The organism is Paenibacillus sp. FSL L8-0663, from assembly GCF_038008125.1.
Taxonomy (GTDB): domain Bacteria; phylum Bacillota; class Bacilli; order Paenibacillales; family Paenibacillaceae; genus Paenibacillus; species Paenibacillus polymyxa_D.
This window is the reverse complement of record NZ_JBBOYM010000001.1, coordinates 4,947,926-4,971,275: the sequence shown is the minus strand read 5'-3', so window position 1 is coordinate 4,971,275 and position 23,350 is coordinate 4,947,926. Positions and strand designations below refer to the sequence as shown.

Below are 23,350 nucleotides of genomic sequence, written 5' to 3'. Positions count from 1 at the left end.
CATTGAGAATGAAAGAAGCGAGCCAACTGGATAAAATGAACGATTTGCTGCGGCTTGTGGCACCGGGAACTCCCTTTCGCGACGGGTTGGAAAACGTTTTGCGTGCCAAAACGGGTGCTCTTCTGGTCGTTGGCTATAGCCCAGAAGTTATGGAAGTCGTGGATGGCGGTTTCTCCATCAATTGTGATTTTTCACCGAACTATTTATATGAGTTGGCTAAAATGGACGGCGCAATCATATTAAGCGAGGATTTAAAACGAATTTTATATGCCAATACGCAACTGATTCCGGACTCCTCCATTTCTTCAATTGAAACAGGAATTCGGCACCGGACAGCAGAACGAGTTGCAAAGCAGACTGGCAAATTAGTTGTGTCTATTTCCCAGCGGCGTAATATTATTACCTTGTATCAGGGGACATTACGGTATGCGCTCAAGGAAATCGGGGTTATTTTAACGAAAGCCAATCAGGCTATTCAGACGTTAGAAAAATATAGATCTGTGTTGGGGCAAGCCTCTACGAATTTGACAGCATCTGAATTTGAAGAGCTGGTTACCATGCCGGAGGTCGTTAATGTCATCCAACGGATCGAAATGGTGCTGCGCATCAAAATGGAGATCAAACGATTTATTAACGAGCTCGGAAATGAGGGCCGTCTAATTAGTATGCAGATGGAAGAGCTTGTCAGCAATATTGAGGAAGAAGCATGGTTGTTGTATAAGGATTATGCCAAAGACGATAGCGACGAAAAGATTCGTGAAATTATATTGGGACTCAAACGTTCTACGGACGACGAATTGTTGGATGTGAATCATATTGTACGTTTACTAGGCTACCCTTCTTCAGCTGCGACATCAGAGGAGTATATTGCTGCACGCGGCTATCGGGTACTGAACAAGATACCGCGTTTACCGAATGTGATTATTCATAATCTGGTAGAGCGGTTTGGACGTTTTCCACATGTCATCACAGCAACGATAGAAGAACTGGATGAAGTGGATGGTATTGGAGAGGTTCGTGCGCGTACGATTAAAGAAGGTCTTAAACGTTTGCAGGAACAAGTTTTCATTGACAGGCAAATGTAAATGTAATACAGTGAAAGGATTATAATGGAACAATTCATACATTGAGGTGAAGAGATGATTACCAAATCAATTCCGAACTTGTGTACCTTAGGTAACTTGTTTCTCGGAATGATCGCCATTTTATTGGCTGTAGACGGAAAATACAGTCTTGCCGCTATTATGGTTATTGTCGCCATGTTGTTGGACGGACTGGATGGAAGAATGGCCCGGGTCCTGAATGCCCAAAGCGAATTCGGTAAAGAACTGGACTCCTTATCAGATATGATATCTTTTGGTGTTGCTCCCGCAGTTATTATGTACATGGTTGCTTTTCATGATGCGAATTCGGCTCTCGCTTGGACGGTTACTGCCATTTTCCCGATGTGCGGAGCGTTGCGTTTGGCTCGATTTAACGTACGTCCTGGTGTACCAGGTTATTTTACGGGTCTACCAATTCCGGCAGCAGGTGGCGTATTAGCCACTTTGTCCTTATTCCATAACGATATTTCTTTGTTATACATGTCGATTGCCATGTTGCTGGTCTCTTATTTGATGGTCAGCTCCATGAAATATCCAAATTTTAAAAAGGTTGGCCTCCCGAAAAAAGCAATTTGGGTGGCTCCATGGGTCGTAATTGCAGCGGTGGTGTTGGCTGTTAAATTCCCTGACCAGCTGTCGAAGCTGATTTTTGTGCCACTGGTGCTGTATGCATTGTATGGTATGAAGCTGAACATTCGTAAACTATCACGCAGACGTGGGCGTGATCGGGATCGTTCCAGTCAGGAAGAACAGGACGATCAATATCGTCATTCACAGCGGTAGTATCAAGCAAGTATAAGCATTTATTTCCTTGAATTATTTCAAGGAGATAAATGCTTTTTTTATGCATAAAAAGTGAAAACACAGGGTTAGTTATGTGGGAAATGGATCATACTGGTAAGAGAAATGCTATGTATCCAATAAATAGCAGACTAATGAAAAGAAAATAAAGGAGGTATAGAGATTCAATGTGGAGAAAGGCTATTTTAACTTTTACAGGATTGTGCGGAGCATGGTTTGGCTATACGTTATACCAGCGGGTAGGGGGCATTGTATCGTGGATGCCAGAATGGTTGAGTGATGGGTCTTTACCGGGAATGGTTGTTTGGATGATGGCGGGAGCAGTGTTATTTATGGCCGGGTGCTCATTCGCAGGAGCATCCGTGGCGAACCGGTTGCAACAGGGCATTGAAGGCTTGGTACGAATTCCGATGAACGAGATGATGGCAGGTGTGATTGGTTTAGCGGTGGGATTGATACTTTCCTTAGCAGTCTATCCGCTTTTTTCATGGTTGGGGGCCCCGGGTCAACTTATCCAGACGGCTGTTACCGTGATATGTGGATATGTGGGATTGATGGTTGGACTAGAAAAGCGGGACGAGCTGTCATCCTTTTGGAGTTCTGGCTTTTTTGGTCGGGGAACGGGTGCAGAAGAACGCAAGCTGGAGGAACATAAAATTTTGGACACCAGCGTCATTATAGATGGGCGTATTGCAGATATCTGCAAGACAGGTTTTATTGAAGGAACGATTGTGATTCCTGAATTTGTGTTAGAGGAGCTTCAGCATATTGCAGATTCATCAGATTTACTTAAGCGTAATCGTGGACGACGGGGCCTGGATATTTTGAATAAAATCCAAAAAGAGCTGGATGTGAATGTGCTCATTTACGAAGGTGATTTTGAGGAAATTTCAGAGGTTGACAGTAAGTTGGTCAAGCTGGCAAAGGTGTTACAGGGTAAAGTTGTAACTAACGATTTTAACCTGAATAAAGTATGCGAACTGCAAGGTGTATCAGTGCTGAATATTAACGATTTGGCGAATGCAGTGAAGCCTGTCGTACTGCCCGGTGAGGAAATTATGGTGCAGATTATTAAAGACGGCAAGGAGCATGGGCAGGGTGTAGCCTATCTGGATGATGGTACGATGATTGTTGTGGAAGGCGGACGTGACTATATTGGCTCTCTTATGGAGGTGCTGGTCACGAGTGTACTTCAGACCTCGGCCGGACGTATGATCTTTGCCAAACCGAAATTATTGGAAAAAGCTCAATAAACGCGGTATGATGAAGTAGATGTGTTATCATACGGATCGTCCAAGTGCGATCAGGGCAGGAGTTATTTGAATGAACAATCGGGTAGGAGTTGTCATTGTGGCAGCAGGGCGCGGCTCCCGTATGGGGACGCAGGAGAGCAAGCAATTTCTGCTTTTGCGGGACAAGCCCATCTTCATACATACACTTGAAATATTCGCAGCTATGCCCGAAGTGGATGAAATGGTGATGGTGACTGGGACAGCAGATGTGGAACGCTGCCGAGATTGGATTCATCAATACAAAATCGGTAAAAATGTACGGGTGGTGGCTGGTGGCAGTGAACGCCAGCATTCGGTCTATCGCGGTCTGCGCCACTTACAAGCGGATTGGGTGATGGTGCATGATGGTGTGCGTCCACTCATTCAACCTGAGCTTGTACGTTCATGCCTTGAGGCAGCCCAGCGTACTGGTGCTTCTGTAGCGGCAGTACCTGTAAAGGATACGGTCAAGCAAGTGAACGGGGATGGTATCATTACAGCAACGCCGGATCGCCGAAGTCTGTGGAGTATTCAAACGCCACAGACTTTTCGTCTTTCCGATCTGCTGCGAGCCTATGAGGAAGCGGAGCAGTCGAGATTCTTGGGAACAGATGATTCTATGCTGATAGAGCGGCTAGGCATTCCGGTTACTGTCGTTCAAGGCAGCTATAAGAACATCAAAATTACTACACCGGAGGATTTGGATATGGCGGCGCTATGGGTGAAAACAGAGGGAGAGGATATCAAATGATCAGAGTGGGACAAGGATTTGACGTCCACCAGCTGGTGGAAGGAAGGCCATGCATCATCGGAGGTGTGAATATTCCGTATGAAAAAGGTTTATTGGGCCATTCCGATGCAGACGTACTGTTGCATGCCATTAGCGATGCTATCCTGGGCGCGCTTGGCTTGGGAGACATCGGGAAGCATTTTCCAGATAATGACCCAGAATTTAAGGATGCTGACAGTCTTAAGCTACTGGAGCATGTGTGGGGGCTAGCTAAAGAGCGAGGATATCGCCTGGGGAATATCGATTCTACGATTATCGCACAAAAGCCCAAAATGGCATCGTATATTCCGCAGATGAATGAAGTCATCGCTCGGGCGCTGGAAGCAGAGGAGCTATCCCAGGTGAACGTCAAGGCGACCACGACAGAGCAACTCGGGTTTCCCGGCCGGGGTGAAGGAATCGCGGCTCAATCGGTTGTCTGTCTTATCAAGTAAATGCTATCATCTTGAGTAATTCAATTTGGAGGAGATTATATGAGCACGGAAGTTCGTGTACGTTATGCACCAAGCCCTACAGGGCATCTGCACATTGGAAATGCCAGAACGGCATTATTTAATTATTTGTTTGCCCGCAATCAAGGTGGGAAATTTATTATTCGTATCGAAGACACAGATGTGAAGCGCAATATTGAGGGCGGAGAAGAAAGCCAACTTAAATATTTGAAATGGTTGGGTATGGACTGGGATGAGAGCGTAGACGTGGGAGGAGAGTTTGGACCTTATCGTCAGACTGAACGCTTGGACATATATAAAACATACTGGCAGGATTTGCTGGATCGTGGTTTGGCTTACCGCTGTTACTGCACTGAAGAAGAGCTGGAGCGCGAGCGTGAAGAGCAGACGGCACGTGGGGAGACACCGCGCTATTCTGGAAAACATCGTGATCTAACAGAAGAACAGTGCCAGGCATTTGAAGCAGAGGGCCGTGTACCAAGTATTCGTTTCCGTGTACCGGAAGATCGTGAATATACGTTTGACGATATCGTTAAAGGACAAATTACGTTCAATTCCAAGGAAAGCGGCGATTTTGTTATCGTCAAAAAAGACGGTATTCCGACATATAACTTCGCTGTAGCAGTTGACGATTATTTGATGAAAATATCGCATGTACTACGGGGCGAAGACCATGTTTCCAATACACCGCGGCAGTTGATGATCTTTGAAGCTCTCGGGTGGGAACCGCCACGCTTCGGTCATATGACGCTGATTGTAGGTGAGGATCACAAAAAGCTCAGTAAACGTAACGAATCCATTATTCAGTTTATGGAGCAGTATGACAAGTTGGGCTATTTGCCAGAAGCTATATTCAACTTCATCGCACTGCTGGGTTGGTCCCCAGAAGGCGAAGAAGAGATCTATGATCGGGAACAACTGATTTCGATTTTCGATCCTAATCGTTTGTCCAAAAGTCCAGCTGTGTTTGATACAAATAAGCTTGCTTATTTGAACAATCACTATATTAAAAAGGCTGATCCTGAGCGAATTGCCAGCATGGCGATTCCACATCTCCAGACAGCGGGGCTGTTGCCTACTGAGCTGTCTGCGGAACAACTGGATTGGGCTAAGGCCCTTGTTCGCTTATACCAGGAACAGATGACATCTGCGTCCGATATTGTAACGTTGTCTGAGTTGTTTTTCCGTTCACATCTGGAACTGGATGCTGAAGCAGCAGCTGTATTGGCCGAAGAGCAGGTTCCTGAGGTACTTAGAGCTTTTGCAGGTAAAGTTGAAACGAGTGAGGAATTTACAGCTCCACAAATGGCTAAGCTGATCAAAGAAGTTCAAAAGGAAACCGGTTTTAAGGGGAAACAATTATTCATGCCGATTCGTGTGGCTCTTACAGGCCAAACGCATGGACGGGATCTGAATGAAACTATCTTTTTGCTTGGACGTGACAAGGTACTGGATCGTCTCAAGGCACAAATTAAAGGCTGATATTTCTTGTCAATTTGTTGTCTTTTCGCTATAATGACTCCATTGATACGGATTGATATTTACGTGTAAAGGCTGCGAACAGGAGAAGTACACTGCATAAGGGCATCTGCCAGAGAGGACGGTCGAGGGGAAACCCCAGGCTGAGAGCCGTCCAGTTGACCTGCGGAGGAAATGCGCCTGGGAGCCGTGCGCCCGAACCCTCATTAGCATCAAATGCTGATGTGACAAGGGCGTGCCGATTCGTTCCCGTTACAGGACGCCAAAGACGGATTATCTGCTTTTTATGCAGCAGATATGTTCGAAAGCAGAGTGGGACCACGTTCATGCGTCTCTGCAGCTTAGGCTGCGGAGGCGCTTTTTCTTTTTTATCAGACTCAGACTCGTTATAGATAGAAAAATGTCGAAGAGTGCTGGTGGATGCGAAAATTGGCGGAACGTGAAGTGTTGTGATGATGCGGCAAGGATATGAAGGGAATAGGAGGGCGACATGTTCAGACATTTCAAATCCGACATTCAGACTGTTTTGGATAATGATCCGGCCGCCCGGAGTAAGCTGGAGGTCATTTTTACGTATTCCGGTGTTCATGCCCTTTGGGCACACCGAATCGCACATTGGTTTTATTTGCGAAACTGGTGTACTCTAGCCCGTGTTATATCCCAGGTATCAAGGTTTATGACAGGCATTGAAATTCATCCTGGCGCTCATATCGGAGATCGGCTGTTCATTGACCATGGCATGGGAGTTGTCATCGGGGAAACCTGTGAGATTGGCGACGATGTCGTATTGTATCAGGGGGTCACACTCGGCGGGACTGGGAAAGAGAAAGGGAAGCGCCATCCGACCATTGGGAATAATGTTGTTATCGGCTCTGGTGCGAAGATATTAGGCTCTTTCACGATTGGGGCACAATCCAACATTGGCTCTAACTCGGTTGTGCTCAAAGAAGTTCCACCAAACAGTACGGTGGTGGGCATCCCGGGGCGAGTTGTCAGACAGGATGGTAGGCGTCCAGACCGACTTAGTCATCAGTTGCCTGATCCGGTTGTGGATTCTATGCGAGAGCTTCAACGGGAAATAGAACGTTTGCGTGCAGAAATGTCTGATTTGAAGGATGGGGCATCCGCTCAGAAACATCAGGTGGCCCAAGAGAATACATTAGAAAAATGATTTTCATGAGGGAGGAACATAACAATGCCGCTTCAAATTTATAATACAATGACGAGGAGTCGGGAGCCTTTTGTGCCACTGGAGCCTGGAAAGGTTAAAATGTATGTATGCGGTCCTACCGTGTATGATTACATTCATATTGGCAATGCACGACCTGTAATTGTATTTGATGTGGTGCGTAGCTACCTGGAGTACTTGGGCTATGATGTAAACTATGTGGTGAATTTTACGGATGTCGATGATAAACTAATCCGCAAAGCTCGGGAACTTGACATGAATGTTTCGGCAGTTGCTGAGAAATTTATTGCTGCCTACCATGAGGATCTGACAGGATTGAATGTTCCTGCTGCCAGTATGAACCCTCGTGTAACAGAGAGCATGGATCTGATTATTGATTTTATTAAGGAATTGGTAGACAAAGACTATGCCTATGAGAATGATGGCGACGTGTTCTATCGGACCAAAAAGTTCAAAGATTACGGACAACTGTCAGGTCAAAATCTGGAAGAGCTTCAGTTCGGAATTCGTATCAATGTGGATGAACGCAAGGAAAATGCCGAGGACTTTGTACTCTGGAAGGCAGCGAAGCCGGGCGAAATTCATTGGTCGAGCCCTTGGGGAAATGGACGACCAGGCTGGCATATCGAATGCTCTGCTATGGCTCGCCATTATTTGGGGGATACACTGGATATTCATGGGGGCGGACAGGATCTGCAATTTCCGCATCATGAATGTGAATGCGCACAATCAGAAGTGATTACAGGTAAGCCATTATCCCGCTACTGGATGCATAACGGATATATTCGCATAGATAATGAAAAAATGTCGAAATCACTCGGTAATGGTATTTTAGTTAAAGATTTGCGCGCTCATCACAAGCCTGAGGCTATACGTTATTTTATGTTGTCGACGCATTACCGAAATCCGTTAAACTACAACCAAGAGACTATGAGTCAGGCGGAGAACAGTGTCGAACGGATCGCCAATGCAGTTGCCAATGTGAAGCATCGTTTAGCTAATGCGCTGAAAGGTAATGAGGGAGTATCGACGGAACTGCAAACGAAGCTCGACGGAATTTTGCAGCAGTTTGGCGAAAAAATGAATGATGATTTCAACACACCTGATGCGATTACTGCTGTATTCGATTGGGTTAGCGAAGCAAACCATTTGTTGCAACGAGATGTCGTACATCAGGCAGAATTACAAGCTGTATTGCATACCTTTCATTCGATGAATAACGTGCTTCGCATTTATTCGGAGCCGAGTGAAGAGTTGCTGGATGACGAAATTGAGCAGTTAATTGCAGAACGTGTCGAAGCTCGTAAGACCAGAAATTGGGGTAGAGCTGACGAAATTCGCGATCTGTTGGCTGCAAAAGGCATTGTGCTTGAAGATACGGCGCAGGGGATGCGGTGGCGGCGAAAATGAATGATAAGCCACTGAACTCAGGAGCATTGGAAGGTACGGGGAACTGGTTCCCGTACCCTGCGTCCAAGCCAGCACGTTTGATGCCTCCCATTGCACTAGCTTACATTGGTGATGCAGTGTACGAGGTAGCTGTCCGGCAATATTTGTTGGCACAGCCTAACCTGCGTCCAAATCATCTGCATCGGCGAGCCACAGGGCTAGTCTCCGCCAAGGCGCAGAGTCGCATGTTGGGGCTATTGGAAAATGTACTGACGGAAGAAGAACGCGATATTGTCCGACAAGGAAGAAATGCTAAATCAGGAAGTTTGCCCAAAAATGCTGATGTGCTTGAGTATCGGCACGCCACTGCACTGGAGGGGTTGATTGGATCTCTTTATTGTGATGGACATTTGGACAGATTAAGAGAGTTGATTACGTACGGAATTGCACAAATGGAAAATACAGAAAAATCATAAATGGGAATGGACTGGATGGAACAAGTATCAGCCGTTTCCCGGGAGGAAGCTAGAGATGGAAGAAGAATGGATTGCCGGTAAGCATTCGGTAACGGAGGCATTGCGTTCAGGCAGAACAATAAATAAAATTTGGATTGCGGATAATGCGCAAAAACATTTGACACTGCCGATTACAGCTGAGGCGAGAAAAGCAGGAATTATTGTTTTGCAGGTGGACAAGCGTAAGCTGGATCAAATGGTTCCGGGCATTCAACATCAGGGAGTGGTCGCGCAAGCTGCGCCTTTTGCTTATGTTGAAGTGGAAGAATTGCTCGCAACTGCTCGTGATAAGGGAGAAGAGCCGTTTTTGATTTTGCTGGATGAGATTGAAGACCCTCATAATTTGGGCTCCATCCTTCGTACAGCGGACTGTACTGGAGCGCATGGTGTTATTGTGCCGAAAAGGCGTTCTGCAGCTGTAACTGTAACGGTGTCCAAAACATCGGCAGGTGCTGTGGAGTACGTTCCGGTGGCGCGTGTAAACAATCTGGGACAAACCATTGATCGTCTTAAAGAAGAAGGTGTATGGGTAGTTGGCACGGATGTTACAGCGACAGACTCTGTCTTTGGGAATGGAGTATTCACTGGACCAGTAGCCATTGTCATTGGTAACGAAAATAAAGGTATGGGCCGTTTGATTCGTGAGAAATGCGATGTACTCGTCAAGCTGCCAATGGCGGGGCAAATTAATTCCCTTAATGCTTCTGTAGCTGCAGGTGTTGTCATGTACGAAGTATTGCGCGGACGACAGGCACGAGGCTAACGATATGGCTGACACGCGGGATGTTCTGCTTGTGGACGGTTACAACATGATTGGAGCCTGGCCCGAACTTTCCGCACTGGTACAATCTGGTATGCAGGAAGCGAGGGACAGACTTCTTGAACGACTGGCGGATCATCAGGCGTATTCCGGCAGAAGAGTCATCGTCGTATTTGATGCTTACAGGGTGCCAGGATTAGGTAAAACTTTTGCTCAGAGCAAAGTCCAGATTTATTTTACCAGAGAAAAAGAAACTGCTGATGAGTGCATCGAGCGATTGGTTCGGGAGCTGAGCAGTAAAAGAAGAAGTATTTACGTAGCGACAAGCGATCAGGTAGAGCAACATGTCGCATTTGGGCAAGGTGCACTTAGGGTGTCGGCGCGAGAACTACTGATCGAGATTGAGGAATCCGAAAGAGAAGTGCAGAAGCGAATCCAGCAGGATAGTGCTAAATTGTCCCGTAACTCGCTAGATGCCAAACTGAGCCCGGAGCTTCGAAAGTTGTTTGAACGATGGAGAAGAGAATAAACCAATAATTGGACGCCACTCCATTTTGAAACCATTGACAATTTTGTTAGCGCTCTTCTTTTTTAGGTTGTTGTGGTTGACGGTATCAGGTTACATCGCGTATACTTGTCGTATATTTGAGAGAGTAACGGGTACCTTGCGTTGCAGCCGGAGGGATTGTTAGTGAGTGTGGACCTCAAGGATATCATGTTGTCAAAGTTTGATTACAAAAATGATGAAGACATTGTCGGAGCAGTCCATGAAGGTGATGGGGAAGCGCTGGAGTTTCTGATCAACAAATACCGGAACTTTGTGCGGGCCAAGGCCAGATCCTACTTCCTGATTGGTGCTGATCGCGAGGATATTATTCAGGAGGGCATGATTGGTCTCTACAAATCCATTCGTGATTTTAAGGGAGACAAGCTTGCTTCGTTCAAGGCTTTCGCCGAGTTGTGCATTACACGACAGATTATTACGGCAATTAAGACGGCTACACGACAAAAGCACATTCCTCTGAACTCTTACGTGTCTCTGGACAAGCCCATCTATGATGAAGAGTCAGACCGGACGTTGCTCGATGTGATTTGCGGAACACAAGTAAGTGACCCTGAAGAGCTGATCATCAATCAGGAAGAATTTGTGGGCCTTGAGGACAAGATGTCCGAGATTCTGAGCGAACTGGAACGCAAGGTACTTATGTTGTATCTGGACGGACGTTCGTATCAGGAGATTGCAGAGGATCTTGACCGCCATGTGAAATCCATTGATAACGCGCTGCAACGGGTCAAGCGTAAACTTGAAAAGTATCTGGAAGTAAGAGATAGTTGAAAGTAGAGGCTGACAGGGAAAAAGGCTCGAGTCCGAGTCTTTTTTTATTCGTTATAGGTAGGCTATGCAGGTTTATAAGTGTTACAAATGATTTATACTAAAAAAGACGAATAATAGATATCGCCTTGATTTTTGAAGCGGCTTTTCAGAGAACAGTTTAAAAGGATGCACAGATGTTAAAATGCACCACAGTCGGGACTGCGAATTGTATGCAAACATTCGTTGACATGGAAAACCCCGTGTGATAAAGTGTTTTAGGTAGGCCTAAATTCGCGGTTTTTTTTAGGATCAATTATGAGACTTCCGGTGTTGGATGTCTTCGGGAGGTGCACATCATGCGGGTAATTATTACTTTGGCTTGTACAACATGCAAACAAAGAAATTACACAACGACGAAAAACAAGCGTAATCACCCCGACCGCATGGAGATGAAGAAATTCTGTAAGTCCTGTAACGAACAGACTTCTCATCGGGAAACCAGATAGTTTTTGGAGGTGTAGTCGGCGTGAAACGCAGTTTCAAGTCTCTGTTTTCCTTTTTCTCTGAAAGCTGGGCTGAACTCAAGAAGGTTCGCTGGCCCAATCGTAAAGAACTGACCAACTATACGCTGATTGTCATAGGGACAATTGCGTTCGTCACGATTTATTTTTGGGTTCTCGACATCGGCATTTCCGCTGTGATCGAAGCGATTATCTAGGAAGGGTTCCAGGTGGCTTGATATGGAAAAAAGATGGTACGTCGTTCATACCTATTCAGGGTATGAGAACAAAGTCAAAGCCAATTTGGAAAAACGCGTTGAGTCCATGGGCATGGAAGACAAGATATTCCGTGTTCTTGTTCCTATGGAAGAAGAACTGGTAACCAAGGACGGTAAGAAAAAAACCGTTATGCGTAAAGTCTACCCTGGTTATGTCTTAGTCGAAATGGTCCAAACCGACGACTCTTGGTATGTTGTACGCAACACACCAGGTGTTACGGGATTTGTAGGGTCAACAGGCTCGGGTTCCAAACCGACGCCATTGCTTCCAGAAGAAGTTGAACAGATTCTGAAGCATATGGGCATGGTAGAGCCGAAACCGAAGATTGAATTCGATGTTAAGGAATCCGTGCGAATTAAAGTTGGTCCTTTTGCGAATTTTGTGGGCTCCGTGGAAGAAATTTTGGTTGAGAAGAGCAAGCTTAAAGTTCACGTCAACATGTTTGGACGGGAAACCCCGCTTGAGTTGGATTATACTCAAGTGGAGAAAATATAGATTTTTCTTACAGGTTTCTTGTGGGAGGATCGATAGGTCCGTCTACCACTATTGAGTCAAGGAGGTGTCATCCATGGCAAAAAAGGTAATTAAAATGGTAAAACTGCAGATTCCTGCAGGGAAAGCTAATCCAGCGCCTCCAGTAGGTCCAGCTTTGGGTCAAGCAGGTGTCAACATCATGGCATTCTGTAAAGAGTTCAATGCTCGTACTGCTGATCAAGCAGGCCTGATTATTCCGGTTGAAATTTCGGTATTTGAGGATCGTTCTTTTACGTTCATCACCAAAACTCCACCGGCTGCTGTTCTGTTGAAAGTTGCTGCTAAAATCGAAAAAGGTTCCGGTGAACCGAATAAAACGAAAGTTGCAACTGTAAATCGCGCTGCTGTTCGTCAAATTGCAGAGCAAAAAATGCCTGACCTTAACGCAGCTTCCGTAGAATCGGCAATGCGTATGGTTGAAGGTACTGCTCGCAGCATGGGTATCACCATCGTAGATTAATTTTATTAATCTACGTGTGCCGGCAGTTTGACTGTCCGGCAAGTGTGGGAGGAATATCCGCTAATACCACATAAGGAGGAAAACATTATGGCTAAACATGGTAAGAAGTACCTGGAAGCTGCTAAGCTGATTGACAGCGAAGCAACTTACGAGCCTTTAGAAGCCGTTGAACTGGTGAAAAAGGCTGCGACTGCTAAATTCGACGAAACCGTTGAAGCTGCAGTTCGTCTGGGCGTAGATTCCCGTAAACAAGACCAGGCTGTTCGTGGTGTTGTTGTCCTGCCGCATGGTACGGGTAAAACACAACGCGTTCTGGTATTTGCAAAAGGTGACAAAGTGAAAGAAGCGGAAGCTGCTGGCGCTGATTTTGTTGGCGATCAAGATATGATCAACAAAATCCAACAAGGCTGGTTTGAATTCGACGTCTGCGTTGCGACACCTGATATGATGAGTGAGGTTGGTAAACTGGGTCGTTTGCTCGGTGGTAAAGGTTTGATGCCTAACCCTAAAGCAGGCACAGTTACTTTCGACGTTGCCAAGGCTGTTCAAGAAATTAAAGCCGGTAAAATCGAATACCGTCTCGACAAAGCCGGTCAAATTCATGCACCAATCGGCAAAGCTTCCTTCAGTGCTGAACAGCTGAACGAGAACCTTAAAGCCTTGGTTGAAGCCTTGAACCGTGCGAAGCCAGCGGCTGCTAAAGGTGTATACCTGAAAAACATCGCTATTTCTTCGACTATGGGACCAAGTGCACGTGTGAACGCATCTGTTTACAGATAATATTTTGATTGACATGTTCAATCAAAATTGTTATTCTATAAAAGTTGTGAGTCCTTGTGACTGACCATTAAAGTTGAATATGCTTACCGTAGACAGTAGGTGCCTTAGGGCTTAATTTCCTACCGAGGTGTTATGATAGAACGTTTCATGTGACGGGCTTGTCCCGTCCATGTAGATTTATCAAGCCTTCGTACTCTACGGAGGCTTTTTTCATGCTTATGAAAGCAAGCTTTGTGAGATCACCAGATCGGGTGCTTCGAACAAAGCGGATAAATTGATCAGGAGGTGTACAGTTTGGCAAATGCAAAGGTGATTCAAGCAAAACAAGAAGCTGTTGAAGTTGTAGCTGCAAAATTACGTGAGAGCGTAACGACTGTGGTTGCAGACTATCGCGGTCTGAATGTTGCCCAAGTAACTGAGCTGCGTAAGCAGCTTCGCGAAGCCGGAATCGAATTTCAAGTGCTGAAAAACACACTGCTCCGCCGTGCAACTGCGGCAGCAGAATTGACTGAACTGGACGCAGTATTGACAGGTCCTACTGCAATCGCGTTCGGCAAAGATGATGCAGTGTCTGCAGCTAAAATCTTGAACGATTTCGCTAAGAAGAACAATGCACTGGAACTGAAAGGTGCAGTTGTAGAAGGTCGCGTTATCGGTGTTGAGGAAATCAAAGCACTGGCAGAACTGCCATCCCGCGAAGGTCTCCTTTCCATGCTCCTCAGCGTGCTTCAAGCTCCTGTGCGCAACTTCGCGCTTGCAGTTAAAGCTGTTGCAGAAAAAGAAGAGCAAAGCGCATAAGTTAGGGATTAAACCTGCTGTATAGCAGTTGAGAACAAAAAAATACGAATTTAAATGGAGGTTCAACCATGAGTAAAGAGCAAATCTTGGAAGCAATTAAAGGTATGTCCGTATTGGAACTGAACGATCTCGTGAAAGCAATCGAAGAAGAATTCGGCGTAACTGCAGCAGCTCCAGTAGCTGTAGCAGGTGGCGCAGCAGGTGGCGCAGCTGAAGCTGAGCAATCCGAGTTCGACGTAATCTTGACAAGCGCTGGCGGTTCCAAAATCAACGTTATCAAAGCAGTTCGCGAAATCACAGGTCTTGGCCTGAAAGAAGCAAAAGAACTGGTTGACAACGCTCCAAAACCACTGAAAGAAAAAATCGCTAAAGAAGAAGCTGAATCCATTAAAGCAAAATTGGAAGAAGCAGGCGCTTCTGTAGAAGTGAAATAATTGACTGCTTTCTAGCAGACAATGAACTAAAACAAACCCCTTGAGGTGATCTTCAAGGGGTTTGTTGCTGTAAAACGGTAGTGCCAGCATGTCTGAAAGGTAATTGTAAAGGCTATGATGGTAGTACAACCGAAAGAGGTGGGCATGAATGGCTGATCATTACTACTCCAAGCGGCCAGAGACGGCGCATGAAAGACGGAGCCTGGAAACAGTGCTGCGGGGGCGGTCATACCGTTTTGTCAGCGATTCAGGCGTTTTTTCGAAGCAGGGCATTGATTATGGGAGTCGCGTGCTGATTGAAGCGATGCAGCTTCCTGCACAAGCCTCGGTATTAGATGTAGGATGCGGTTACGGGCCGATTGGTTTGGCGGCAGCCGCGCTTGTCCCAGAAGGACACGTCACAATGGTTGATATTAATGAGCGAGCCGTTCAACTAGCGATAGAGAATGCGGAACGTAATGGGGTTAAGAATGTCACCGTTAAGCAAAGCGATTTGTTTGCGGAAGTGAAGAATGAACGTTTTGACGTAATTTTGACGAATCCTCCTATACGTGCAGGAAAAGAAACAGTGCATACCATTTTTGAACTTGCTTATGAGCATTTAAATGAGGGTGGAACTTTGTGGGTAGTCATTCAGAAAAAGCAGGGGGCCCCTTCGGCGAGTGCTAAGATAGAGAGTCTTTTCGGTCATGTGGAGGAAGTTACAAAGGATAAAGGCTATCGAATTTTGAAGGCCAAAAAAAGTTTTTAAGAAAATGCAATAGGACCATTGACTTGAATCCTGGTCTGTGATATCATTATAAAATGTCAGTATTAGGATGCCCTCCATGGCTTTAGTTTGTTGAAATGTCAATAGATTTATGCGTAGTAGGTATAGTATTTATCGCTATTACGTATAATACAACCATTTTGGGCAAATCTACAAGTGATGAAGATCTTCCGGTAAGAGGATTCTGCAGATACGTTGCTCTTTTTTCGAATGCATTCGAGTAAGGGCTTTTCTGTATTTGTAAGATTGAATCTTCTGTATGTGTCTTATTATAAGGTCACAAACAGAGGTTCGCAATGTATTTTTAAAGTGAGTAGACATGAGGGGTGAGTTTAAGTTGGCAGGACATCTTGTTCAATATGGTCGACGCACTCGGCGCAGTTATGCACGTATTAATGAGGTACTCGAGGTTCCGAACCTGATTGAGATCCAACAAAAATCCTATGATTGGTTTTTGGAGGAAGGATTACGGGAAATGTTTCGGGATATTTCACCAATTCAAGATTTCACTGGAAATCTGATTTTGGAGTTTATCGACTATTCTCTCGGAGAACCCAAATATACCGTTGACGACGCAAAGGAACGCGACGTTACGTATGCAGCACCGCTTCGGGTAAAAGTCCGGCTTATTAATAAAGAGACCGGGGAAGTGAAAGAGCAGGAAGTATTCATGGGAGACTTCCCGCTGATGACTGAAACGGGTACGTTTATTATTAACGGTGCGGAACGGGTTATTGTCAGCCAGTTGGTTCGCTCTCCCAGCGTCTATTTCAGCACAAAAGTCGACAAGAATGCGAAAACAACATACACCGCAACGGTAATTCCTAACCGGGGGGCTTGGCTCGAACTGGAGATGGATGCGAAGGATATTATCTATGTCCGGATTGACCGTACCCGTAAAATTCCGGTTACGGTGTTGCTGCGTGCACTTGGCTTTGGCACTGATGCTGAGATTCTGGATTTGCTCGGCAATGACGAATATATCCGCAACACACTTGATAAAGACAATACGGATTCCACGGAGAAAGCGCTGATTGAAATTTATGAGCGTCTTCGCCCGGGTGAGCCACCTACACTGGATAACGCAAAGAGCTTGCTTGTTGCACGCTTCTTTGATCCAAAACGTTATGATCTGGCCAACGTAGGCCGTTACAAAATCAATAAAAAGCTTCACATCAAAAACCGTCTGTTCAATCAACGTCTTGCTGAGACATTGATTGATACAACAACTGGTGAAATTATCGCTGAAGCAGGACAAATGGTGGATCGTCGCCTGTTGGACGAGATTCTGGCCCAACTGGAGGAATCAGTAGGACACCGCACGTATCATGTTGCTAGCGGCGTGCTGGAAAGCAATGATATTCCACTTCAAACGATTGATGTGTTCTCGCCAATTGAGGACGGTAAAGTAGTGAAACTGATTGCTAACGGAAATATTGATAAATCGGTTAAGAATATTACGCCTGCCGATATTATTTCCTCCATCAGTTATTTTATTAACTTGCTTCACGGTATCGGAAGTACGGACGATATTGACCATTTGGGTAATCGTCGTTTACGTTCTGTAGGTGAGTTGCTCCAAAACCAGTTCCGTATCGGTTTGTCCCGTATGGAACGCGTGGTGCGTGAAAGAATGTCGATTCAGGATGCTAATGTAATTACGCCACAAGCGTTGATCAACATACGTCCGGTAATTGCCTCGATTAAAGAGTTCTTTGGTAGCTCGCAGCTGTCTCAGTTTATGGATCAGACAAACCCGCTTGCTGAATTAACGCACAAACGTCGTCTGTCCGCACTCGGACCCGGCGGTTTGACGCGTGAACGCGCAGGCATGGAAGTGCGTGACGTCCATCCAAGTCACTACGGCCGTATGTGTCCTATCGAGACACCAGAGGGACCAAACATTGGTTTGATCAACTCTTTGTCCACATTTGCACGTATCAACGAGTACGGATTTATCGAAGCTCCTTATCGTTGGGTAGATCCAAAAACTGGAAAAGTTACAGACCAGATTGATTACCTGACTGCTGATGAAGAAGATAACTACATCGTAGCTCAGGCGAACGCGGAATTGACGGAGGAAAACACCTTTAAGGATGAGGTCGTCATTGTCCGTTATAACAAACAGTCTGATAACATTATTCCAATGGCTAGTAGCCGTGTCGATTACATGGACGTATCACCTAAACAGGTCGTATCAGTTGCGACAGCACTGATTCCGTTTCTGGAGAATGATGACTCTAACCGCGCATTGATGGGTTCCAATATGCAACGTCAGGCTGTCCCACTATTGATTCCGAAGTCTCCATTGGTCGGAACAGGAATGGAGCACAAGTCTGCAAAAGATTCTGGTGTTTGCATTGTATCCAAATACAACGGAGTTATCGAACGCTCTTCGGCTAACGAAATTTGGTTGCGTCGTATCGAAACTGTAGATGGTGCTGAAGTGAAGGGCGACATTGTTAAGTATAAATTACACAAATTTATGCGATCTAACCAAGGAACTTGCATCAACCAACGCCCGATTGTGAACAGAGGAGATATTGTCAAAGTTGGCGATATTCTTGCGGATGGTCCATCTACAGAGATGGGTGAGTTGGCGTTGGGACGTAACGTTGTCGTTGCCTTCATGACTTGGGAAGGTTACAACTACGAGGATGCGATCCTGCTGAGTGAGAAACTGGTCAAGGAGGATGTATACACCTCGATCCATATTGAGGAATACGAATCCGAGGCTCGTGACACGAAACTTGGACCTGAAGAAATCACTCGTGACATTCCAAATGTCGGTGAAGAGGCGCTTCGCAACTTGGATGAGCGTGGAATCATTCGTATTGGTGCCGAAATCGGTGCAGGTGACATTCTTGTTGGTAAAGTTACACCTAAAGGTGTGACTGAATTGACAGCTGAAGAACGTCTCTTACACGCAATCTTTGGTGAGAAGGCACGCGAGGTTCGCGATACTTCTTTGAGAGTTCCTCACGGAACAGATGGGATTGTTGTAGATGTAAAGGTGTTTACACGTGAAAATGGTGATGAACTGCCACCAGGTGTAAATCAGTTGGTTCGTGTATATATTGCTCAAAAACGTAAAATCTCCGAAGGCGATAAAATGGCTGGACGTCACGGTAACAAGGGTGTCGTTGCCCGTATTTTGCCTGAAGAAGATATGCCGTTCCTGCCGGATGGTACACCAGTACAGGTCGTTCTGAACCCGCTGGGGGTACCTTCACGGATGAACATCGGACAGGTGCTTGAAGTCCATCTGGGTATGGCTGCAATGCGTCTTGGTATTCATGTGGCAACTCCAGTATTCGATGGTGCCAAGGAGTATGACGTGTTCGATACAATGGAAGAGGCAGGCATGCAGCGTAATGGTAAGACTGTGTTGTATGACGGACGTACGGGTGATCGTTTTGAACGTGAAGTTACTGTCGGTGTCATGCACATGATTAAACTGGCGCACATGGTCGATGATAAAATCCATGCTCGTTCTACAGGTCCTTACTCTCTCGTTACGCAGCAACCATTGGGTGGTAAAGCTCAATTCGGTGGACAGCGCTTCGGGGAGATGGAAGTATGGGCATTGGAAGCCTACGGCGCGGCGTACACGCTTCAGGAAATTTTGACTGTGAAATCCGATGATGTGGTTGGACGTGTTAAAACTTACGAATCCATTGTCAAAGGTGAAAATGTACCTGAACCGGGTGTTCCAGAATCATTTAAGGTCTTGATCAAAGAGCTGCAAAGCTTGGGTATGGACGTGAAGATTCTGTCTGAAGACGAACAAGAGATCGAAATGAGAGAGCTTGATGATGAGGATGACACAAGCGGCGATAAGCTGAGTTTGAATCTGGAAGGCTCTGAGGTTGGCGTAGAGTAGTTTGGCTGCTAACTGACTCATATCAGCTTTGTTATATACCTTGATCCATTCTAGGATGGATCAGGTTTCTTGATACCGCCCAGTGCTGCTGGGCGGTATCAAACCTAAAAACTCAGGATTTGGTTAAGGAGGGTTGCTCCTTGTTGGACGTTAACAATTTCGAATATATGAAAATCGGGCTTGCTTCCCCCGAAAAGATTCGTTCTTGGTCCCGCGGAGAAGTCAAAAAACCGGAGACGATTAACTATCGTACGCTTAAACCGGAAAAAGAAGGACTATTTTGCGAGAAAATTTTCGGACCTACGAAAGACTGGGAATGTCATTGCGGTAAGTACAAACGTGTACGCTATAAAGGTGTTGTCTGTGACCGTTGTGGAGTAGAAGTTACTCGCGCTAAGGTTCGCCGTGAGCGTATGGGCCATATTGAGTTGGCTGCTCCTGTATCGCACATTTGGTACTTCAAAGGCATTCCAAGTCGTATGGGTCTTGCTCTTGATATGTCTCCAAGATCTCTGGAAGAGATCATTTACTTCGCATCTTATGTTGTAACCGATCCAGGAGATACGCCTTTGGAGAAAAAACAACTCCTGTCCGAAAAAGAATACCGTAGCTACCGTGAGAAATACGGCTATGGCTTCCAGGCAGGTATGGGTGCTGAAGCGGTTAAAAAGCTTCTTCAAGATTTGGATATAGACAAAGAGTTAGAATTTTTGAAAGAAGAGTTGCGTACAGCTCAAGGACAACGTCGTAACCGTGCGATCAAACGCCTTGAAGTTATTGAGGCCTTCCGTAACTCAGGCAACCAACCGGATTGGATGATCATGGACGTACTTCCTGTTATTCCTCCTGAGCTTCGTCCAATGGTACAGTTGGATGGTGGTCGTTTCGCTACCTCTGACCTTAACGACTTGTATCGTCGTGTTATTAACCGTAATAACCGTCTGAAACGTCTGTTAGATCTAGGTGCGCCAGATATTATTGTACAAAATGAAAAACGGATGTTGCAGGAAGCTGTTGACGCCTTGATTGATAATGGTCGTCGTGGTCGTCCTGTTACAGGTCCAGGTAACCGTCCTTTGAAATCCCTCAGCCACATGCTGAAAGGTAAACAAGGACGTTTCCGTCAAAACTTGCTTGGAAAACGTGTTGACTACTCTGGTCGTTCCGTTATCGTTGTAGGTCCGTACTTGAAAATGTATCAATGCGGTTTGCCAAAAGAAATGGCACTGGAACTGTTCAAACCTTTTGTTATGAAAGAACTGGTGAACAAAGGTTTGGCGCACAATATCAAGAGCGCGAAGCGTAAAGTAGAGCGTGTGAGTGCAGAAGTATGGGATGTGCTGGAAGAAGTAATCAAGGAGCATCCGGTTCTTCTGAACCGTGCCCCTACGTTGCATAGACTCGGTATCCAGGCGTTCGAACCGATTTTGGTTGAAGGTCGTGCGATTCGTCTGCATCCGCTCGTATGTACTGCATATAATGCCGACTTTGACGGTGACCAAATGGCTGTTCACGTTCCGTTGTCTGCGGAAGCCCAAGCTGAAGCTCGTTTGCTTATGCTAGCATCCGGCAACATTTTGAATCCGAAAGACGGCAAGCCAGTTGTTACACCTTCCCAGGATATGGTTCTTGGTTCTTTCTATCTGACTATGGATAACAAAGAAGAAGAAGGAAGTAATATGATCCTTCGCAACATGAATGAGGCTATATCGGCTTACCAACGTGGTACAGCTGGACTTCATGCTCGTGTAGCTATTCCGGTTAAAGCTTTGAATAAAACGAGCTTTACGGAAAAACAACAGGAAGCGATGTTGATCACAACGGTTGGTAAAATTATCTTTAATGAAATTTTCCCGGCAAGCTTCCCGTACATCAATGATGCTACCCGTGCGAACCTGCTTTATGGTACTGCGGAGGAGTTCTTTGTTTACGAGAAGGGTGTAAATCTTACAGAAGCCATTCAAAACGCTCCGCAAGCTAGCGGGGTAGGCAAGGATTACCTTGGTAATATCATTGCCCGTTGTTTTGAGACTTACCATACAACAGAAACAGCTGTAATTCTGGATAAAATTAAGCAACTTGGCTTTACGTATTCCACTCGTGCAGGGGTAACCGTTGCTGTATCGGACGTAATCGTGCCGGTGGAAAAACAAGAGATTCTTAAGGGATCCGAAGACAAAGCGCAAGTTGTAACGAATCAGTACCGTCGTGGTCTGATTACGAATGAAGAACGCTATGACCGGATTATCGATATTTGGTCTAAAGCGAAAGATGATATTACCGAAGTATTGATGAAGTCCATGGATCGCTACAACTCCATCATGATGATGGTGGACTCCAAAGCGCGGGGTAACAAATCACAGATTACTCAGCTCGGCGGTATGCGTGGTCTGATGGCCAATCCATCCGGACGTATTATCGAACTCCCAATCAAATCAAACTTCCGTGAAGGCCTGACAGTACTCGAGTACTTCATCTCCACTCACGGAGCGCGTAAAGGTTTGGCGGATACAGCTCTTCGTACGGCTGACTCCGGTTACCTGACTCGTCGTCTCGTAGATGTGGCACAGGATGTTATCGTGCGCGAAGAAGACTGCGGAACGGATAAAGGCTTCACAGTAAGTCGTATCCAGGACGGTAAAGAAGTAATTGAGGATCTCTATGACCGTCTGGAAGGTCGCTATTGCTTTGAAACGGTACGTCATCCTGAGACTGGCGAGATTTTGGCTAGACGTAACGAATTGATTGACTCCGACAAAGCTGAAGCGATTGTTAAAGCTGGCGTACACAAAGTTCAAATACGTTCTGTATTAAGTTGCCGGGCTAAACATGGCGTCTGCAAGAAATGTTACGGTCGCAATCTGGCTACTGGTAAACACGTTGAGATTGGTGAAGCAGTTGGTATCATCGCTGCACAATCCATCGGTGAGCCAGGAACACAGCTTACTATGCGTACGTTCCACACAGGCGGCGTAGCCGGAGACGATATTACACAAGGTTTGCCTCGTATCCAGGAGCTTTTTGAAGCACGTAATCCTAAAGGTCAGGCAACGATTAGTGAAATTGACGGTACAGTTAAAGAAGTTCGTGAAGGTAAAGACCGCCGTGAGATCGACATTCAGGGTGAAGCCGAAACGAAAACATACTCAGTAACGTATGGTTCCCGCCTGCGCGTAAGCGAAGGTATGACTGTTGAAGCTGGGGACGAACTGACGGATGGTTCGATTGATCCTAAAGAAATGCTGCGTATTAAAGGTATTCGCGGGGTACAGAACTATATCCTTCAGGAAGTTCAACGCGTATACCGGAACCAGGGCGTAGAAATCAACGACAAGCACGTAGAAGTTATGATTCGTCAAATGTTGCGTAAAATCCGTATCATTGATGCGGGCGACACGATCTTACTTCCAGGCTCCTTTGTTGATGTCCATGAGTATGAAAATGCAAACAAGATAGCGATTCTCAGCGGCCAAGAACCAGCGGTAGCCAAGCCGGTACTGCTCGGTATTACCAAGGCATCTCTGGAAACTGACTCCTTCTTGTCAGCAGCATCCTTCCAGGAAACTACTCGTGTCCTGACTGATGCAGCTATTAAAGGCAAGGTCGATCAGTTGCTTGGACTGAAAGAGAACGTAATTATTGGTAAATTGATTCCTGCGGGAACAGGTATGAACCGTTACCGTAGCGTGAAATTTGCCCAACCGGAAGAGGGGCAGTCTCCATCTGAGGAGCTCGAACCAATTTCGGCCGAGTAATATAAAAATAGTATGATTGCCGGAACACCGTAGACATAAGCTTTGCATAAAAGCTACAGCAGACGGTGCTCCGGTGCTTTTTTCAAAAAAGAAT

22 protein-coding genes and 1 other annotated feature are annotated in these 23,350 nt (G+C 45.8%); all 22 genes read left to right on the top strand.

What is annotated here, in order from left to right; all coding sequences use genetic code 11:
• Positions 1-8: 8 nt before the first annotated feature.
• The 22 genes from disA (at position 9) to rpoC (ending at position 23,256) form a co-directional block, all read left to right on the top strand.
• The gene (gene disA, locus MKY75_RS22080) at positions 9-1,085 is read left to right on the top strand and encodes a DNA integrity scanning diadenylate cyclase DisA (protein WP_013312183.1); all 1,077 of its coding nucleotides are present in this window, start codon (positions 9-11) and stop codon (positions 1,083-1,085) included.
• Positions 1,086-1,139: 54 nt separating this feature from the next.
• On the top strand, positions 1,140-1,886 hold the full coding sequence (gene pssA, locus MKY75_RS22075; RefSeq protein WP_069011498.1) for a CDP-diacylglycerol--serine O-phosphatidyltransferase: 747 nt from the start codon (positions 1,140-1,142) through the stop codon (positions 1,884-1,886).
• Between the two features lie 185 nt (positions 1,887-2,071).
• The gene (locus tag MKY75_RS22070; protein WP_029514502.1) at positions 2,072-3,157 is read left to right on the top strand and encodes a PIN/TRAM domain-containing protein; all 1,086 of its coding nucleotides are present in this window, start codon (positions 2,072-2,074) and stop codon (positions 3,155-3,157) included.
• Positions 3,158-3,227: 70 nt separating this feature from the next.
• Positions 3,228-3,926, top strand: a complete 699-nt coding sequence (ispD, locus tag MKY75_RS22065; protein WP_029514501.1) for a 2-C-methyl-D-erythritol 4-phosphate cytidylyltransferase — start codon at positions 3,228-3,230, stop codon at positions 3,924-3,926.
• Positions 3,923-4,399 carry a 2-C-methyl-D-erythritol 2,4-cyclodiphosphate synthase gene (gene ispF / locus MKY75_RS22060; protein WP_025723806.1) on the top strand — a complete coding sequence of 159 codons (477 nt, stop codon included), beginning with the start codon at positions 3,923-3,925 and terminating at the stop codon, positions 4,397-4,399. The genes ispD and ispF overlap by 4 nt, the downstream gene beginning before the upstream one ends.
• A 39-nt stretch (positions 4,400-4,438) precedes the next feature.
• On the top strand, positions 4,439-5,899 hold the full coding sequence (gene gltX / locus MKY75_RS22055) for a glutamate--tRNA ligase (RefSeq protein ID WP_029514500.1): 1,461 nt from the start codon (positions 4,439-4,441) through the stop codon (positions 5,897-5,899).
• 487 nt (positions 5,900-6,386) lie between these two features.
• Entirely contained in the window at positions 6,387-7,067 is a 681-nt protein-coding gene (cysE, locus tag MKY75_RS22050) for a serine O-acetyltransferase (protein ID WP_340886518.1), read from the top strand.
• 24 nt (positions 7,068-7,091) lie between these two features.
• Positions 7,092-8,495 (top strand): cysteine--tRNA ligase, encoded by a 1,404-nt coding sequence (gene cysS / locus MKY75_RS22045; RefSeq protein ID WP_029514498.1) that lies wholly within the window; start codon positions 7,092-7,094, stop codon positions 8,493-8,495.
• Positions 8,492-8,950 carry a Mini-ribonuclease 3 gene (locus tag MKY75_RS22040; RefSeq protein WP_340886515.1) on the top strand — a complete coding sequence of 153 codons (459 nt, stop codon included), beginning with the start codon at positions 8,492-8,494 and terminating at the stop codon, positions 8,948-8,950. The genes cysS and MKY75_RS22040 overlap by 4 nt, the downstream gene beginning before the upstream one ends.
• Positions 8,951-9,005: 55 nt before the next feature.
• Complete coding sequence (gene rlmB, locus MKY75_RS22035; protein WP_209950198.1) at positions 9,006-9,752, top strand: 23S rRNA (guanosine(2251)-2'-O)-methyltransferase RlmB; 747 nt, start codon at positions 9,006-9,008, stop codon at positions 9,750-9,752.
• A 4-nt stretch (positions 9,753-9,756) separates the two neighbouring features.
• Complete coding sequence (locus MKY75_RS22030; RefSeq protein WP_007432599.1) at positions 9,757-10,278, top strand: NYN domain-containing protein; 522 nt, start codon at positions 9,757-9,759, stop codon at positions 10,276-10,278.
• A 162-nt stretch (positions 10,279-10,440) separates the two neighbouring features.
• A complete protein-coding gene (sigH, locus tag MKY75_RS22025; protein WP_016324748.1) occupies positions 10,441-11,085 on the top strand; it encodes an RNA polymerase sporulation sigma factor SigH in 645 nt (214 codons plus the stop codon).
• A gap of 335 nt (positions 11,086-11,420) precedes the next feature.
• Entirely contained in the window at positions 11,421-11,570 is a 150-nt protein-coding gene (gene rpmG / locus MKY75_RS22020) for a 50S ribosomal protein L33 (RefSeq protein WP_023990562.1), read from the top strand.
• A gap of 20 nt (positions 11,571-11,590) precedes the next feature.
• Complete coding sequence (secE, locus tag MKY75_RS22015) at positions 11,591-11,782, top strand: preprotein translocase subunit SecE (RefSeq protein ID WP_013312170.1); 192 nt, start codon at positions 11,591-11,593, stop codon at positions 11,780-11,782.
• Positions 11,783-11,804: 22 nt separating this feature from the next.
• Positions 11,805-12,338 (top strand): transcription termination/antitermination protein NusG, encoded by a 534-nt coding sequence (gene nusG, locus MKY75_RS22010; RefSeq protein ID WP_007432596.1) that lies wholly within the window; start codon positions 11,805-11,807, stop codon positions 12,336-12,338.
• A 73-nt stretch (positions 12,339-12,411) separates the two neighbouring features.
• A complete protein-coding gene (gene rplK / locus MKY75_RS22005; RefSeq protein WP_007432595.1) occupies positions 12,412-12,837 on the top strand; it encodes a 50S ribosomal protein L11 in 426 nt (141 codons plus the stop codon).
• A gap of 87 nt (positions 12,838-12,924) precedes the next feature.
• Complete coding sequence (rplA, locus tag MKY75_RS22000) at positions 12,925-13,617, top strand: 50S ribosomal protein L1 (RefSeq protein WP_013312169.1); 693 nt, start codon at positions 12,925-12,927, stop codon at positions 13,615-13,617.
• Between the two features lie 68 nt (positions 13,618-13,685).
• Positions 13,686-13,837, top strand: a sequence feature (ribosomal protein L10 leader region).
• A gap of 74 nt (positions 13,838-13,911) precedes the next feature.
• Entirely contained in the window at positions 13,912-14,415 is a 504-nt protein-coding gene (rplJ, locus tag MKY75_RS21995) for a 50S ribosomal protein L10 (RefSeq protein WP_013312168.1), read from the top strand.
• Positions 14,416-14,483: 68 nt separating this feature from the next.
• Positions 14,484-14,849, top strand: a complete 366-nt coding sequence (gene rplL / locus MKY75_RS21990) for a 50S ribosomal protein L7/L12 (protein WP_029514495.1) — start codon at positions 14,484-14,486, stop codon at positions 14,847-14,849.
• 148 nt (positions 14,850-14,997) lie between these two features.
• Entirely contained in the window at positions 14,998-15,600 is a 603-nt protein-coding gene (locus tag MKY75_RS21985) for a class I SAM-dependent methyltransferase (RefSeq protein WP_029514494.1), read from the top strand.
• A 355-nt stretch (positions 15,601-15,955) separates the two neighbouring features.
• Positions 15,956-19,501: a DNA-directed RNA polymerase subunit beta gene (gene rpoB / locus MKY75_RS21980; protein WP_029514493.1), complete on the top strand. Its 3,546-nt coding sequence runs from the start codon at positions 15,956-15,958 to the stop codon at positions 19,499-19,501.
• A gap of 140 nt (positions 19,502-19,641) precedes the next feature.
• Positions 19,642-23,256: a DNA-directed RNA polymerase subunit beta' gene (gene rpoC, locus MKY75_RS21975; protein WP_029514492.1), complete on the top strand. Its 3,615-nt coding sequence runs from the start codon at positions 19,642-19,644 to the stop codon at positions 23,254-23,256.
• Positions 23,257-23,350 lie beyond the last annotated feature (94 nt).